Source organism: Paraburkholderia sp. GAS348 (genome assembly GCF_050434205.1).
GTDB lineage: Bacteria > Pseudomonadota > Gammaproteobacteria > Burkholderiales > Burkholderiaceae > Paraburkholderia.
This window is the reverse complement of record NZ_JBNPVT010000002.1, coordinates 155,511-171,184: the sequence shown is the minus strand read 5'-3', so window position 1 is coordinate 171,184 and position 15,674 is coordinate 155,511. Positions and strand designations below refer to the sequence as shown.

Annotated in this window: 10 protein-coding genes; 6 read left to right on the top strand and 4 right to left on the bottom strand. The window is 62.4% G+C overall.

Annotation, left to right across the window (positions count from 1 at the left end):
* The first annotated feature begins 3 nt into the window (after positions 1–3).
* The 3 genes from P3T22_RS03715 to P3T22_RS03705 are packed head-to-tail and all read left to right on the top strand — an operon-like array spanning position 4 to position 3,883.
* The gene (locus tag P3T22_RS03715) at positions 4–1,464 is read left to right on the top strand and encodes a glucose-6-phosphate isomerase (RefSeq protein WP_429324252.1); all 1,461 of its coding nucleotides are present in this window, start codon (positions 4–6) and stop codon (positions 1,462–1,464) included.
* On the top strand, positions 1,461–2,720 hold the full coding sequence (locus P3T22_RS03710) for a glycosyltransferase family 4 protein (protein WP_429324251.1): 1,260 nt from the start codon (positions 1,461–1,463) through the stop codon (positions 2,718–2,720). The genes P3T22_RS03715 and P3T22_RS03710 overlap by 4 nt, the downstream gene beginning before the upstream one ends.
* Positions 2,717–3,883: a glycosyltransferase family 4 protein gene (locus P3T22_RS03705; protein ID WP_063496221.1), complete on the top strand. Its 1,167-nt coding sequence runs from the start codon at positions 2,717–2,719 to the stop codon at positions 3,881–3,883. Before P3T22_RS03710 ends, P3T22_RS03705 begins: the two co-directional genes overlap by 4 nt.
* Positions 3,884–3,904: 21 nt before the next feature.
* Here the strand turns inward: P3T22_RS03705 and P3T22_RS03700 are convergent, their stop codons facing one another.
* The 4 genes from P3T22_RS03700 to P3T22_RS03685 form a co-directional block, all read right to left on the bottom strand.
* Entirely contained in the window at positions 3,905–5,407 is a 1,503-nt protein-coding gene (locus P3T22_RS03700; protein WP_429324250.1) for a Fic family protein, read from the bottom strand.
* 308 nt (positions 5,408–5,715) lie between these two features.
* A complete protein-coding gene (gene gmd, locus P3T22_RS03695; protein WP_063496219.1) occupies positions 5,716–6,759 on the bottom strand; it encodes a GDP-mannose 4,6-dehydratase in 1,044 nt (347 codons plus the stop codon).
* 54 nt (positions 6,760–6,813) lie between these two features.
* A complete protein-coding gene (locus P3T22_RS03690; RefSeq protein ID WP_429324249.1) occupies positions 6,814–7,545 on the bottom strand; it encodes an SGNH/GDSL hydrolase family protein in 732 nt (243 codons plus the stop codon).
* The gene (locus P3T22_RS03685) at positions 7,542–8,630 is read right to left on the bottom strand and encodes an acyltransferase family protein (protein ID WP_429324248.1); all 1,089 of its coding nucleotides are present in this window, start codon (positions 8,628–8,630) and stop codon (positions 7,542–7,544) included. Before P3T22_RS03685 ends, P3T22_RS03690 begins: the two co-directional genes overlap by 4 nt.
* Positions 8,631–9,390: 760 nt before the next feature.
* Between P3T22_RS03685 and P3T22_RS03680 the strand changes: the two genes are divergently transcribed.
* The 3 genes from P3T22_RS03680 to P3T22_RS03670 all read left to right on the top strand — a co-directional run bounded on the left by P3T22_RS03680 (position 9,391) and on the right by P3T22_RS03670 (position 15,569).
* Positions 9,391–11,592: a hypothetical protein gene (locus tag P3T22_RS03680; protein WP_429324247.1), complete on the top strand. Its 2,202-nt coding sequence runs from the start codon at positions 9,391–9,393 to the stop codon at positions 11,590–11,592.
* A 66-nt stretch (positions 11,593–11,658) separates the two neighbouring features.
* A complete protein-coding gene (locus tag P3T22_RS03675; protein ID WP_429324246.1) occupies positions 11,659–13,125 on the top strand; it encodes a flippase in 1,467 nt (488 codons plus the stop codon).
* Entirely contained in the window at positions 13,122–15,569 is a 2,448-nt protein-coding gene (locus P3T22_RS03670; protein ID WP_429324245.1) for a glycosyltransferase family 4 protein, read from the top strand. The genes P3T22_RS03675 and P3T22_RS03670 overlap by 4 nt, the downstream gene beginning before the upstream one ends.
* Positions 15,570–15,674: the final 105 nt, after the last annotated feature.

Here is a 15,674-nt window from a genome sequence, read left to right as displayed (position 1 = left end):
ACGATGTCGACGATTGCGCGAGGCGGCGATAACGCGGAGCGGGTACTGTCCGGCGCTCGCAAGGAGTGGCTGCCGGAGGCTTTACTGTGGCTGATCACGGCGATGCTGATCATCGCGCATCAGGGCACGGTGCTCACGCTCGGATTCCCGGTGCTCGCGATCCTGACGGGCCTGTGGCTCTATTTCAAGAGCCCGGCGCGCTACATCGGTTTCATGTGGTGGCTGTGGTTCCTGAGCCCGGAAGTGCGGCGTCTCGCCGACTGGTCCAAAGGCTCGTTCACGCCGACCAGCCTGATCCAGGTCGCGCCGCTCGCGGTGACGATGATCAGTGCGTTTTCCTTGCTCCGCTACTACAGGCTGCTGTCGCAGCGGCGCGGCCTGCCGGTGCTGCTGGTTCTGATGGGGCTCGCCTATGCGTTCATGATCGGCGTGATGTCGAGCGGGCCGCTCGCCGCGACCTATGACCTCGCGAACTGGCTCTATCCGATCCTGATCGGCTTTCACATCATGGCGCACACGCGTCAGTACCCGAAATATCGCGACACCATCGTGAGCACCTTCATCTGGGGCATGCTGGTGATGGGCGGCTACGGCCTGATCCAGTTCTTCATCATGCCGCCGTGGGACGCGCTGTGGATGCTCGGCTCGCAGATGAATTCGCAAGGCGATCCCGTGGCGATGGGCGTGCGCGTGTTCAGCACGATGAATTCCTCGGGACCGTTCGCGTTCGCGATGATGGGCGCGATGGTCTACGTGATGGCGGCCACGCATCGCGTGCGCTGGATCGCGGCGGCGCTAGGCTTCTTTTCGTTCGCGCTGAGCCTCGTGCGTTCGACGTGGGGCGGCTGGGTGATCGCGCTCCTGATCCAGCTGGTCAAGGCGAACAACAAGGTGCGCGTACGGATCGTTGCGAGTGCGGTGCTGCTTGCCGGTCTTTGCGTGCCGCTGCTCACGGTCGGCCCGGTCGCCGAGCGGATGCAGGCGCGCCTGAACACACTCGTCAACCTGAGCGACGACCAGAGCTACGCCGCGCGTAACGAGTTCTACGCGACCTTCGCGAAGACGGCCTTTACCGACGTCTCCGGCGAAGGCATGGGCGCGACCGGCACATCGACCAAGCTCTCGAACGACGGCGGCCAGCTCGGCCAGTACGGCAACTTCGACAGCGGCGTGATGAACATCCCGTTCGTGCTCGGCTGGCCCGGCACCTTGCTCTACATGTCCGGCATCGTGTGGCTGGTGGTGCGTGCGGCGCTCGCGTCGTTCAAGCTGCGCAACGACAAATTCGTTTCCGCCTGCCTGAGCCTCAGTCTCGCGACCTTCGCGATGCTGGTGTTCACCAATTCGCTGGTCGGCACTGGCGGGCTGCTGCTTTTCATGAGTGTTTTTTCGATCCTTTCTGCGGTGCACTACGACAAGATGAACCGCAGACGCACGCTATTTCTCCACGGAGGCACTGATTGAGAGTCGCCATTGTCACGCACGTCGTGCGCCATAACGACGGCCAGGGGCGCGTCAACCACGAGATTGCGCGCGCCGCCCTCGATGAGAACATCGCGGTCACACTGGTTGCATCGCACGTCGCGCCGGATTTGCTCGCGCATCCGAACGTACGCTGGGCGCCGATGAAAATCGGCCGCTGGTGGCCCACCAATCTGCTGCGCCAGCAGGTGTTCGCGTTCAAGAGCGCGATGTGGCTGCGCGCGCATCGCGGGGAATACGACGTGCTGCACGTGAACGGCTTCATCACGTGGATGCCCGCCGACGTCAACACCTCGCACTTCGTGCATAGCGGCTGGTTCGGCAGCAAGTACTACCCGTTCGGCCTCACCAAAGGCGTGTGGTCCGCGTATCAGTCGGTCTATACGCGCTGCAATGCGTTGCTCGAGCGCTGGGCTTACCGGCGCTCGAAAGTGATCACGGCGGTGTCGCAAAAGGTCGCCGATGAAATTCGCGCGATCGGGTTGACGCCTCATAACCGGGTCGACGTGATTTACAACGGTGTCGATACGCAAGGCTTCGCGGCCGCGACGGGCGACCGCGCGAAATTCGGTTTGCCTGCGGATGCCTTCCTGCTGCTGTTCGTGGGCGACTTGCGCACGCCGCGCAAAAACCTCGGCACGGTATTGCAGGCGCTCAAGCATCTGCCCGAGCACGTGCAGATCGCAGTGGCCGGGTTTCTGCCAGGCAGCCCGTATCCAGAAGAAGCGAAGGCGCTCGGCATTGCGCATCGCGTGCATTTTCTCGGTCTTGTCAAAGAAATGCCGGTGCTGATGCATTCGGTCGATGCATTCGTGTTCCCGTCGCGTTACGAGGCGATGAGCCTCTCGCTGCTCGAAGCGATGGCCGCAGGCCTGCCGGTGGTCACGGCGCGCACGGCGGGCGGCGCAGAAATCATCACGCCGGAATGCGGCATCGTGCTCGACGATCCGGACGATCCCAAGGCATTGGCCGGCGCAGTGGCGCGTCTTGCTGACAACGACGACGCGCGCCGCGCGATGGGCATCGCAGCCAACGAACTCGCGACCGGCTTCGGCTGGGCGCGGATGGCTGCGCAATATATCGCGCTGTACCGGCAACTGGCCGGGCAGCAGAAGGACCGTCGGCGTAGCGAAACAGAAGCTGCGACAGTGGCCAGGAGCGACGCGCTGACGCTGAACACGCTAGCCGGACAGACAATTCATCACCATTCTCAGAACGCACAGGGGCAACAGTCATGACGACGAGTTCAATCAAATCGCTGCAGATCGGGATGCACTGGTTTCCCGAGCGCGCGGGCGGCCTCGACCGCATGTATTACTCGCTGGTCGGCGCGCTGCCGGGCGCGGGCGTCGCGGTGCGCGGCGTGGTGGCCGGCTCGCCCAAAGTCGCCGCGGACACCGGCGGCGCGATCAACGGTTTCGGCTCCGCCGCGCAATCGCTGCCGCTGCGGCTGATGGCGGCACGCCGCGCGCTGCGCCAGGAGCTCAGCACCTCGCGCCCCGACGTGATTTCGTCGCACTTTGCGCTGTACACGTTTCCGGGGCTCGACGTGACGCGGGGCATTCCGCAGGTCTCGCATTTTCAGGGACCGTGGGCCGACGAGAGTCATGTGGAGGGCGCCGATTCGCTCGGCCAGCGCGCCAAGCGCTATCTGGAGCAATCGGTGTATGCGCGTTCGTCGCGGCTGATCGTGTTGTCGGAGGCGTTCGGCAAGATTCTGACTTCGCGCTATCGCATTTCACCGGATCGTGTACGCGTCGTGCCGGGCTGCGTGGATGTCGAGCAGTTCAATCTGCCGCTCACACCGGCCGAGGCGCGCCTGAAGCTGCAATTGCCGCAAGACCGGCCGATCGTGCTGGCCGTGCGGCGTCTGGTGCGCCGCATGGGCCTCGAAGATCTGATCGATGCGGTGAAACTGCTCAAGCGCACGGAACCCGATGTGCTGCTGCTGATCGCGGGCAAGGGGCGGCTCGAAGGCGAGCTGCAGGCGCGTATCACCGCGGCGGGTCTCGAGGACAATGTGAAGCTGTTGGGTTTCGTGCCCGATCAGCATCTGGCGGCGTTGTACCGTGCGGCAAATATCAGCGTGGTGCCCACGGTGGCGCTGGAGGGCTTCGGGCTGATTACCGTTGAATCGCTGGCTTCGGGCACGCCCGTGCTGGTGACGCCGGTGGGCGGTTTGCCGGAAGCGGTGGCGGGTTTGTCGCCGAATCTGGTGTTGCCGGAGACGGGCGCGAAGGCGATTGCGGAAGGTCTGGCAGGCGCGTTGAACGGCTCGCTAAAGTTGCCGGATGCCGAGGCTTGCCGCCGCTATGCACGCGAGAACTTCGATAACTCGGTGATCGCGAAGCGGGTGGCGTCGGTGTATGGCGAGGCGATTGCGGCGGGTGGGGTGCATTAAGTGGCCCATGCCGGGCCGCGCTCAAGTGGCCCGGCTGCCGTCGGCGTTGAGAAGCCGGAACTCGGCAGGGGACTCTTCGAATGCGTGAGCGACTCTCATGCTGGATATGAGGCTTGCAACGTCGGCGTAGTCGAATCCGGCGGACCAGTTGGCCATTCGAGACAGGGCGGTGATGAGTGGCTCCGGGCGCCCACTTTGCGTAAGGGCTCGCAGACAATCCACGAACTGCGGGTGGAAAAGTGTCGGGATGATGATGCGGCAGCGTTCGCCACGCGACAACTCAGCATTCATGACCAATCTGGACAGACGTCCATTGCCGTCCGCGAAGGGATGGACCTCGGCGACGAGGAAGAGGTAATAGATCGCCCTTGCCATACCTTCAGGAATTGACAGCGCAAGACGAGATCCTTCGGCAAGGGTTCCGCGCACGTGGGATGGCTGAACAAATTGGGTCGTGCCCGCGTAGTTCGCCTCGAGTTTGAGGTTGCCAGGGTCGACCTCCGGTCTGCGTTCAAGCATGATTCGATGGCGCTCCTGAAGCACATCGACGAAATCTTCCCCGGCGGGCGGCACCATCGCCCGGGTTTCGCTCCGATACGCGAGATTGAACACGCCGAGGATGTCATGCGAATCCTTAGGGCGTTGCGCGACAATCTGGTTGCGCAGCACGATGCCCTCGGCTTCCTCCACAGAGAACCGCGTGCCCTCGACGTAGTTGGAAAAGTACGATTCAAGGAAGGCGAAATGGATACGGCCGTTACCCTGATCGGCTATGTCGGCGATATCTGGTAGTACCGCCGTGCGTAGCGCTATGGCGAGCGAGTCGAAAAGACTCATGCGCTCCATGTCGATTGGGGTGCCCTGGGCGATGGCCAGCCCCGCTTTCGTTTTGAGTACACCCTTTGAATGCGTGCTCAGCAGCGCACCGATCAAACCATTGAGTGTGTCGTAACTGGTTTTCGCGCCGAGCGGTTCGACGAGTTCACGAGCACGGTCGCGAATTTGATTGAGTCCCGCCTCCTTGCTCGCGTTAAGGCAGGTAATCAGGCGTTCTTCGATGTCATCGCGTGCTGCCCGTGCCGTCGCTGACGCTCGACCCAGATTTTCGAGAAGCGCACGTTCTTGTGAGGCCCAGTAAAGGTCGAGCGAACCAAGACGCAGATCGCGAGGCTGCGGACCGGGGCCTTTCAGCAGCACCAGGGTGAGGCCCGGATAGCGAATGCGCCGGTTGAATCGTGTTGGATGAGACAGCACGACTTCAGCTGACGGCGTGATGCCGCCCCCGAATGCGCTGCGATGGGAGACAACGGCGCCGGGCACTGCATGCGCGGCGAGCTTCTGCCAGTTTCGCTGGATTCTGCCGGCGATTTCCTCATCGGTGCCCGACTGGACGTAGACGCCGGCGGCGACGCGTTTCAGATGGCCTTCTTTCGCGCTCCGCTGAAGGCTGCGGTCAGACGTCGGATCGCCGGTCGCAAACAGGATTTCGTCCGAAAGTCGTTTTTCCGCTAAGGAAAGGGGCATGTCGGTGCCTGAATGTCGCTATCGAGCTTAGATTCTACCTATTTTGTCGTTTTTCAGCTAAGTTTGCTTGGAGCGCTGGCGAACGGATTTGTCGCGAACGAGCTAAGTTTGCGGCGACGAATTTGATATTTGTCGTTTTTCAGCTAAATAACTCGACTTTTTGTCGTTTTTTAGCTTAAAAGCCAGACCATACAGTTCCAGTCGAGCTCGACACGAAAGAATCTCTGATTCGTTACCGGCCACGCACGCAAAGGCCTTTTCCACTATCGAAGAAAGCCCGAACGCCGTGGCGCGGCACAAAAGATCGCTCAGAACGTCTCGTGATGCTCGTTCCTTCCGAGATCCGCATGAACCATCATGTGGCACAGCTGTTCCAGCGTGGTTTCCGGCTTCCAGCCGAGCTTCTCGCGCGCCTTGTCGGCGCAACCGATCAGCAGGTCCACTTCCGCCGGGCGGTAGAACTTCGGGTTCACGCGCACCAGCGTCTTGCCGGTAGCCACGTCGATGCCAGTCTCGCGCTCTTCCTTCCCCGACCATTCGAGCTGATAACCCGCCGCGGCGAACGCCATGCGGACGAAGTCGCGTACCGTCTCGGTGCGGCCGGTCGCGAGCACGAAGGTGTCGGGTTCATCGGCTTGCAGCATGCGCCACATGCCTTCCACGTATTCGAGCGCGAAGCCCCAGTCGCGCTTGGCGCTCAGGTTGCCGAGTTCCAGCACGTCCTGCTTGCCGAGCTTGATCTTCGCAACCGTGTCCGTGATCTTGCGGGTCACGAATTCGCGGCCACGCAGCGGCGATTCGTGATTGAACAGAATGCCGCTGCTGGCGAACAGGTTATACGACTCGCGATAGTTGATGGTCGACCAGTGCGCGAACAGCTTGGCCACACCATACGGACTGCGCGGATAAAAGGGCGTGTCCTCGCGTTGCGGCACCGCTTGCACGAGGCCGAACATTTCCGAGGTCGACGCCTGGTAATAGCGCATCTTCGGATTCAGAATGCGGATGCCTTCGAGCAGATTCAGCGCGCCGATGCCGGTCACTTCGGCGGTCGTCACGGGCTGGTCGAACGAGACGCCCACGAAGCTCTGCGCGGCGAGGTTGTACAACTCGTCGGCCTGCGCGCCTTCGAGCAGGCGCAGCGTCGAACCCAGGTCGGTCAAATCGTGTTCGACGAGACGCAGATTCGGATGATCGAGCACGCCGAGCTCACGAATGCGCCAGAAGTTGACCGAACTCGTGCGCCGGTAGGTGCCGGTCACGTGGTAGCCCTTGTCGAGCAGCAGTTTGGTCAGATAGGCGCCGTCCTGTCCGGATACGCCGGTGATGATCGCTTTGCGTGGTTGGCTCATAGCTTGCCTTCGATATTGGTAAAAGAGAAAAGAAGCGCACTTGAAAAAAGAGCTTCAGAGCGTGCCGTCCAGCAGTCGCCGCACCAGCGGATCGACGACCTGAAAATCCTGCTCGGCCTTGAGCCGGTACAAGCCCGGCTTCGGATGCGCGCCGTCGGACATCAGCGTCTTCCAGTCCGGCAGATTGCTGACGTAAGCGAACTGATCGACGAGCGGCACCTGCTGTTCGGCAGCCACGCGGCGCGTCATCGCGACCATCGCGGCGAGCCGCGCGTTGAGGCGGTTGTCGGGCATCGGGTTCGAGGTCTGCAGCACTGCCTCTTTGCCGAGCGCACGGGCGGTTTTCACGAGCGTTGTTTCGGCCGCGTAAAACTGCTCGGGCGTCTGGTTCTGCATCACTTCGTTGATGCCGTAGTTGATCAACACGATCTGCGCGGACGAAGCAGCGAGCCGTTCCTGCCACGGCAGGCCGGCAGTCGGGCCGGCGCGGCGGTTGCCGGTGCCGTCGCGCAGCTGGGTGGCCGTTGTGCCGCCCACACCGTAGTTCGCGACGCGTACCCGTTGACCGTGCCGGGCTTGCAATTCATTCTGCAGATACGACACGGCGTTTTGCGCCTGGGGTCCGCAATGGCCGTTGCTGCAAGTAATGCCGAGTGTGGTCGAATCGCCGTAGGCGTCCACCAGCACCTGCGTTGCCGGGCTTCCGGCATGCGCATCCAGTGCCAGCGAAACCAGCACCGACGCAACGACCGACGCGCTCGCGGCGAGCCACGCGCGGCGTCTCATGCGCGGCTTTGCGGCGCTTGCGACGCGCCCCCCGAAAGGCTGCCGGCCGGCGTCCGGGCTTGGCCTGCCGAGCCGAAGATCAAACGCTTTTCGAACACGAACCACGTGATGCTGGCGTACGCGAGGGTGATCGCGAGCGCGAGCGCCGCGCTCAGATAGCGGTTCAGATGCAGCGGCCACAGCGTGTACAGCACGCTCAGGTGGATCAGATAAATCGTGTAGCTGATGGTGCCGATATAGACCAGCACGGGGTTGCACAGCAGCCGCTTGACGATGCCCTTGCTTTGCAGGGCGATGACCACGACGGAAGTGCAGAGCAGCAACGAAACGCTGTAGAGCGCGGCGTTCGAAAGCGGTGTATTCGCCGCGCGAAACCGCGGGTAGTGCAGATGCAGCCACGCAAGCACCGCCAGCGCGGCAAAGAAACCGAGTACGGCGAGGCCCTTGAACGGCTCGAGTGCATTGCGATCGCGCCGTACGGCGACCGCGAGCAGCGCGCCGGCCGCCAGCAGGTCCATGCGGAACGGCGTCAGGTAATAGATCGGCCAGAACGAATCGAACCAGGGCGTGGCGAGCGCCCGCAGTACCGGCACCAGAATGATCAACGCGGCCGCCACGTAGCCGAGCACGCGTTCGGGCAGCAACAGGATCACGAACGGCCAGACAATATAGAACTGCTCTTCGACCGCCAGCGACCACAGCACATTCAGGCTGTCGTGACCGCTTTGATTGAGCGCGTCGCCAATATTGGTCGCGAAGAACGCGTACCACTGCCAGTGCTGCGCCCAACCGAAGCCGAACAGAATCGACGACACCACCATCAGCAGCAAATAAGGCGGCAGGATGCGCCGCGCGCGGCGCGCATAGAAGTAGCCGAAATACGACTGCTGACGCGCCTTGCGTTCGAGCAGGATGCCGGTAATCAGAAAACCGCTCAAAACAAAAAACAGATCGACGCCCATCCACAGCGGCGCTTTCAGCGCGTGCTGGGCGAATACCGCGAGCACGGCGATGGCGCGCAAGCCGTCGAACTGCACGATGCGGCGTGAGTGGGAGGGCGCTAAGGGCAATGCGCTAGCAGTCATGAACCGTCCATGGTGTGAAGCGGATGAGCCTGGCGAAGGATCGCGCGAGCCTTTTCAAGTCAAGAACAGGGCCTAAGAAAACAGGGGCGCGGTCGCTTCGCGTCGCAACGGGAGTGCAATCGATTCTAGGCAAAAGAAATTGACGAAAAAACGGGAATGAAATGGATAAATGAATCAGATTGCAACAGGGTGTTTCGTTATCTATTCGCAATAGTTTTTTATGCTTGCGACCTGAAATTGTCGTAATGCGTAAGAAGTGCCGTCGGCATCAGAGTGCATCGGTAAAGATGGGTGTGCGGGCGCTACGGGATGCAGGGTTCCGTGTTTATTTTAATTTAATCAATTTTTAAATCACTTTCTTTCACAACGCTTAAAGCGTCGAATATTTTTGAATTATTTTCGATTTTCGTTGCGGCGTTTTTTCCGCGTAATGTGAGCCGTGCGGATTGGGCGGCCAGGGCGGGCGCGTGTGTCACGCGCTCAGTGCTCTCGGACCGGGTCGCGTTCGACCGGGTCGCGCTCGACCGGACTCGCGCTTGGTACTCGCGTTCGACCGGGTCGCGTTCGACCGGGCTCGCGGCCGAGTGACGGCTCTGCGGCGAGCCTTGCCTCAAAGCCTCGTCTTATATGTCGTGCCTGGCGTGAATCAGTCTCACGTTCTCGCGTCGCTTCTAGCGGTCTCTGCTGTCACTTCATTGGATTTTGCATCCGCGCGGGCTATGTGCCCGATCGCGGCACGGCCCGGATTGGAGGAATTACTTTGGCCCGTTTCACGTTCAAAACCTGGTTTGCTGTACTCGCCTGTGCGGCCGGCATGACGGCGGCATCGGTCAGCTTCACGGCATCCGCGGAAACCGTGTTGAACGCGAAAAATTCCTGGGTCGGCAACACCTTCGGTTTCGGCGACGGCACGTGGACGCAGATCAACATCACGGCGATTGCGGTCGCACCCGACGGCAAGGTTTATACGAACGCACCGTGGGACGAAAGCGGCGCCGAAGCGAGCGTCTACCAGAACGGCAAGATGCTGGGCTTCGCGGGCGGCACGCACGGTTGGGGCAACGGCGGCGGCAGCGCGATCGCGGTGAATCGCAAGTACGCCTTCGTGGCGATCGCGGTCGGCAACGAAAAGGGACGTCTGGTCGAGCAGGGTGTGTGGCCGGAAAAGGGCAAGCAATGGTTCGGTATTTCGCGCCGGCTGATCGCCGATCCGAAGCGCGCCGCGCCGTTCCAACCGGCCGCGAACGGCGCGGACCCGCATGCGCAACTGGCAGCCGGCTTTCTGATGATGAACGAAGTGCCGACCGGCACGAGTGCCGAAATCGGCGGTCTGGCGGCGAATGACACCACGCTTTACGCGGCGAACACCGCGCGCGATCGCATCGAGGTGTATGACGCGGAGTCGATGCAGCAGAAAACCACCTGGACCGTGCACGAACCGGGCCGCATTGCGCTCGCCCTCGACGGCACGCTCTGGGTATTGAGCGGTACGCGCAATGATAAGGCGCCCCATGTGGAGCACTACACCGCCGCCGGCAAGCGTATCGACGAAACCTTCACGCTGCCCGCCGATTCGGTCGCGGTCGATATCGCTGTCGATGGGCAAGGCCGCGTTCTGATCGCCGACAACGGTCCGCGTCAGCAAGTGCTGTTCTTCGGCAAGAGCAATGGCCGTTACGCGGAGTCGGGCTCGCTCGGCGAACGCGGCGGTATTTTCAGCGGCGTCCCCGGCAAGCCGGGACCGCAGCGCTTCAACGGTCTGACCGGCGTCGGCGTGGATGCGCACGGCAACGTCTATGTGTCGACCAACGGCATCGGACCGCGTTACGACCCGATCGGCGCGGGCCTCGGCGCCACGCTCGAAAGCTATGCACCGGACGGCAAACAGAACTGGCAGGTGCAAGGCTTGTTGTTCGTCGACGGCGCATGGATCGACCCGTCACGTCCGGATAGCGTCTACACGGGCAACAAACGCTTCGAACTCGATCTCTCGAAGCCTGCAGGTCAGGACTGGAAATACGCGGGTTTTCTGTCGAACCGCTTCAAGTATCCCGACGACCCTGTCTTTCACACCGACCAGTATCCCGGCTTGCCGATCGCCCGCAAGCTCAAGGGCCACACGTTCCTGTACCTGACCGACATGTACGCGGACCACCTGAAGATCTATCGCTTCGATGCGCAGCAGGACGGCGAAGTGGCGATTCCTTCGGGCTTCATCGCCGGGCGCGAGCGCGCCGTCGCCAAGGTGCCGAATGCGCCGCCGGGCGGCGACTGGATCTGGCGCGACGTGAACGGCGACGGCAAGTTCAACACGGACGAATTCACGCTCAATACGAGCGGCACGAAGCTCGCGGGCGGTTGGGGCTGGTGGGTCGATAGCGCCGGCGACATCTGGCGCACCCGCGATAACAAGGGCATCTACCGCTTCCGTTTCGGCGGCCTCGATGCGAAGGGCAACCCCATCTACTCGTATTCGAATCTCACGCAATACCCGGTGCCGCAACCGTTCACCGAACTGCATCGCGCGATCTACGACCCGGACACCGACACGATGTATGTGACCGGCTATACGCCCGATACGCCGGCCGATCGCGGCTTCTGGAAAGAAGTGGGCCGCGTGCTGGTGCGCTACGACAAATGGTCGAGCGGCAATCCGGTGCAGCGCTATTCGATCACGCTGCCGTGGACCACACAGACCCAACCCATCGCCACGATTATCGGTCTCACGCTCGAAGGGCAATACCTCTTCGGCGTCGAGCCGGTCGGCGCGGTGCACGTGTGGGACAAGGACAGCGGCCGCGAGGTCGGCGTGATCCGTCCAGGCCCGGAAGTAGGCCGCGCCTCGGGCTGGGTCGACGTGCCCAACGGCATCAGCGCCGCGAAACGCAGCAATGGCGAGTACCTCGTGTTCGTCGAAGAAGACGCGCGCGGGAAAGTAATGATGTATCGCTGGAAGCCGTGAGGCGCCGCACGGCATGAACGCTTTCTTCGTAATACCAGGCAAATGTAGTCAAACCCAAGGCATCCGATGGACAAAGGCATTCTCAAGAACGTAGCGATCAACTTCTTCGGGCTGGTACTGCCGACTTTCGTCTCGCTCGTGACCGTGCCGTCGTATATCAAGCTGCTCGGCGTCGAGCGCTACGGCGTGATCAGTCTCGTGTGGACGCTGATCGGCTACTTCGGGATTCTCGATCTCGGCATGAGCATGGCTGCGCAGAACCATATCTCGAAGGCACGCGCCTCGGGCGACGGGAGCGAGAGCGCACGCGTGTTCTGGAGCGCGACGTGGCTCAATCTCGCGACCGGCATCGTCGGTGGCCTGATCATTTATTTCGGCGCGTTTCTGTACACCGCGTACTTCACCAAGGTGTCGCCGGAATTGCAGCACGAGGTCTATATGGCGCTGCCGTGGCTCGCGGTGGCGATTCCGATTGCCAACGTGTCGTGGGTGTTCGCCGGCGCGATCAACGGCGCCGAACGCTTCGGCGTCTACAACACCAATCAGACCATCGGCACCTTCCTGTTCCAGTTGCTGCCGCTCGGCGCTGCGCTGTGGATGGGCGCGACCTTGCAGAACGTGCTGGCCGCCGCGGTGTTCGCACGGATTCTGGCGGCGATTCTGCTGGGCCGTTCCGCGCTGAAGGTGCTGGACATTCGCAGCATTCTTCCGCCGCAGCTCGGCGTGGCCAAGGGACTCTTCAACTTTGGCGGCTGGATGCTGATTGCGAGCGTCACCAACATGATCGCGGAATCGCTCGACCGCGTGATGCTCGGCACGAGTCTCGGCGCGCGTTTCGTTACCTATTACACGGTGCCGCAGAACCTCGTGACGCGATTGAATATCGTGCCGACCGCGCTGGTGCGCACGCTGTTTCCGCGCCTGTCTGCCGTGGGCCGCGCGGACGCGGACACCATCACGCAGCAGTCGCTCGAGTTTCTCAACGGCGTGTTCACGCCGGTCGCGCTGGTCGCCATGCTCGTACTCGAGCCGTTCCTGCATCTGTGGGTCGGCAATGAGATCGCCACCGTGGCGGCGCCGGTGGGCCGGATCCTGATTGTCGCCGTGTGGCTTGTCGGCCAGGCGAACGTGACACGGATTCTGATCCAGTCGCAGGTCAACCCGGCCACTGCCGCGCGCGTCGGCTTGTTCGAATTGCCCTTGTTTGCAGGGGCGATGTGGCTCGGCATCACCCATTTCGGCTTGACCGGCGCGGCGATGGCTGTGGCCGGCCGGGCACTGTTCGATTACGCCGTGCTGCTGCGCCTGTCGGCGATTCGCGCGCGCCAGATCGCGCTCGACATGCTCGCCCACCTCGCTTTTCTGCTGGCCGGCCTGTGGCTTGCCAGCTTCCTGCCGAGTCTCGCTTTGGCGATTGTCGCCGGCGTATTGATGGTCGGCGCGAACGTCGCCTGGTCAATCACGATGACACCCGCTTTGCGCGATCTTGCGCGTTCACTGCTGTTGCGACTGAATCCGAGGAAAAGCGCATGAACCACGAAGTCCTTGAAGAAGCCGTGCTGCAAGCCGCGACGCGCAGCGCACTGGCTGAACTCTCCACCGTTCCGGGCGTTCAGGCGCCGCCGCGCCACACGGCGTTGCGCCGCGACAAGACGGTGCGTGTCGCGATCGTGCACGACTGGCTCGTCACCTATGCGGGTGCCGAGAAGGTGCTCGAACAGATCGTCGCGTGCTTTCCGGACGCGGACCTGTTCAGCCTCGTCGATTTTCTCGACGATCGCAGCTTCCTGCGCGGCAAGCCGGTCACGACCTCGTTCATCCAGAAACTGCCGCTCGCACGCACCAAGTACCGCACGTATCTGCCGTTGATGCCGCTCGCGATCGAGCAGCTCGACGTGTCGGCCTACGACGTGGTGATTTCCAGCAGCCACGCAGTGGCGAAGGGCATTCTGACCGGTCCCGATCAGGTGCATATCAGCTACGTGCATTCACCGATCCGCTATGCGTGGGATCTGCAGCACCAGTACTTGCAGCAGTCGAAGCTGACCGCCGGGCCGAAGTCGGCGATGGCGCGGCTGATTCTGCATTACATCCGCAACTGGGATATCCGCACGTCGAATTCGGTGGACGGCTTTGTTGCGAACTCCGACTTCATCGCACGGCGAATCAAGAAGGTCTATCAGCGCGAAGCGCAGGTGATCTTTCCGCCCGTCGACGTCGAAGCGTTTTCGCTATATACCGAGAAGGATGATTTCTATCTGACCGCCTCGCGGATGGTGCCGTACAAGAAGATCGATCTGATTGTCGAAGCGTTCGCGCGGATGCCGGAGCGCAAGCTGGTAGTGATCGGCGACGGCCCCGACATGCAGAAGATCCGCGCGAAGGCGGGGCCCAATGTCGAGATCATGGGCTACCAGCCGTTCAAGGTACTCAAGGAAAAAATGAGCCGCGCGAAAGCGTTCGTGTTCGCCGCGGAAGAAGACTTCGGCATTTCAGTGGTCGAGGCGCAGGCGTGCGGCACGCCGGTGATCGCGTACGGCAAGGGCGGAGCGCTCGAAACCGTGCGCGATCTGTCCGAGTCGCGGCCCACCGGCATGTTCTTCGACGAGCAGAACACCGAGTCGATCATTGCGGCGGTCGAGCGTTTCGACGGCCACATGAAGCGTTTTTCGCCGGTGGATTGCCGCGCGAACGCCGAGCGGTTCTCCGCCGCCCATTTCCGCGAACGTTTCTTCGCCCATGTGCGAGATTCGGTGCCGGCAATGCGCTCGGCGACGCTGCCGCCGTACGTCCCCTATAAAGCCGACGCGGCTGCCAGCGCGCCCCGCATTCTCGCGGTCGACCAGAGTGGCGTGCTCGGCGGCGCCGAGTTGTCGCTGCTGGAGATCGTCAAAGCCTTGCGCGCGCGCATCGAAGTCGTGCTGTTCGACGACGGCCCATTCCGTAGCGCGCTTGCCAGGACCGGCGTGACCGTCAACGTGCTGGACGCCGGCGCATTGCGCAATGTCCGCAAGCGTGGCGGGTCATTGCCAAAGGGCCAGGCGCTCAAGGGCTTGATGTCGCTCGTGCGCGCCACGGTGAAACACGCGCGCAACGCCGAGGTGATCTACGCCAACACGCAGCGCGCGATGGTGATCGGCGCGATTGCCGGCAAGCTCGCGAGGCGGCCGGTGGTCTGGCATCTGCGCGATATCGTGAGTCCCGAGCATTTCGGCGGCAAGCAACTGGCGATCATCAAGTGGTGCGCGCGCCTCGGCCTCTCGCATGTGATCGCCAATTCGGCGGCTTCCGCTCGCGCCTTCGCGGAGCTCACGCAGTTCGACAAAAAGCGTATCGACGTGGTGTTCAACGGCATTTCCGCAGCACCGTTCGACGCGTTGCGCACAGTCCCGCAAGCGGCGCTGCGCCGGCGTCTGAACCTGCCGCAGGAGGTGTTTCTGGCTGGCTCGTTCAGCCGCCTCGCGCGCTGGAAGGGGCAACACGTGCTGCTCGAAGCAATGCTCCTCAATCCGCAGATGCATGCGGTGCTGGTGGGTGCCCCGTTGTTTGGCGAGGAGGCGTACGAGATCGACCTGCATGCCTTCGTTCACGCGCACAACCTCGGCGACCGGGTGCATTTTCTTGGCTTCCAGCATGACATTGCGGCTTGTATGTGCGCGGTCGATGCCGTCGTTCATACCTCGATCACGCCGGAGCCGTTCGGCCGCGTGATCGTCGAGGGGATGCTCGCGCAGCGGCCAGTGGTGGCGGCACGCGCGGGCGGCGTGCTGGAGATCGTCGACGACTACGAAAACGGCATGCTGTGCACGCCCGGCGACGCACACGGTCTCGCCGATACGCTCGCTGAATTGCGCTCGAACGACGAGCTGCGCAATAAGCTCGTCAGGAATGGGTATCAGACGGCGTTGAGCCGGTTTGGGACAGGAACCTATGTGGAGGGTGTTGCGCGGATTCTGAAGCGCGTGGCGGGGCGTTGAGGTGCTCGCGCGGGCGCTTGAGCGGATGGTTGGGCAAAAGGTGATTTAACGCGCGGGTGGGCAGGGACGTGGCCGATCCCTGTCGTTAGCGCAGCGGAGCGAAAG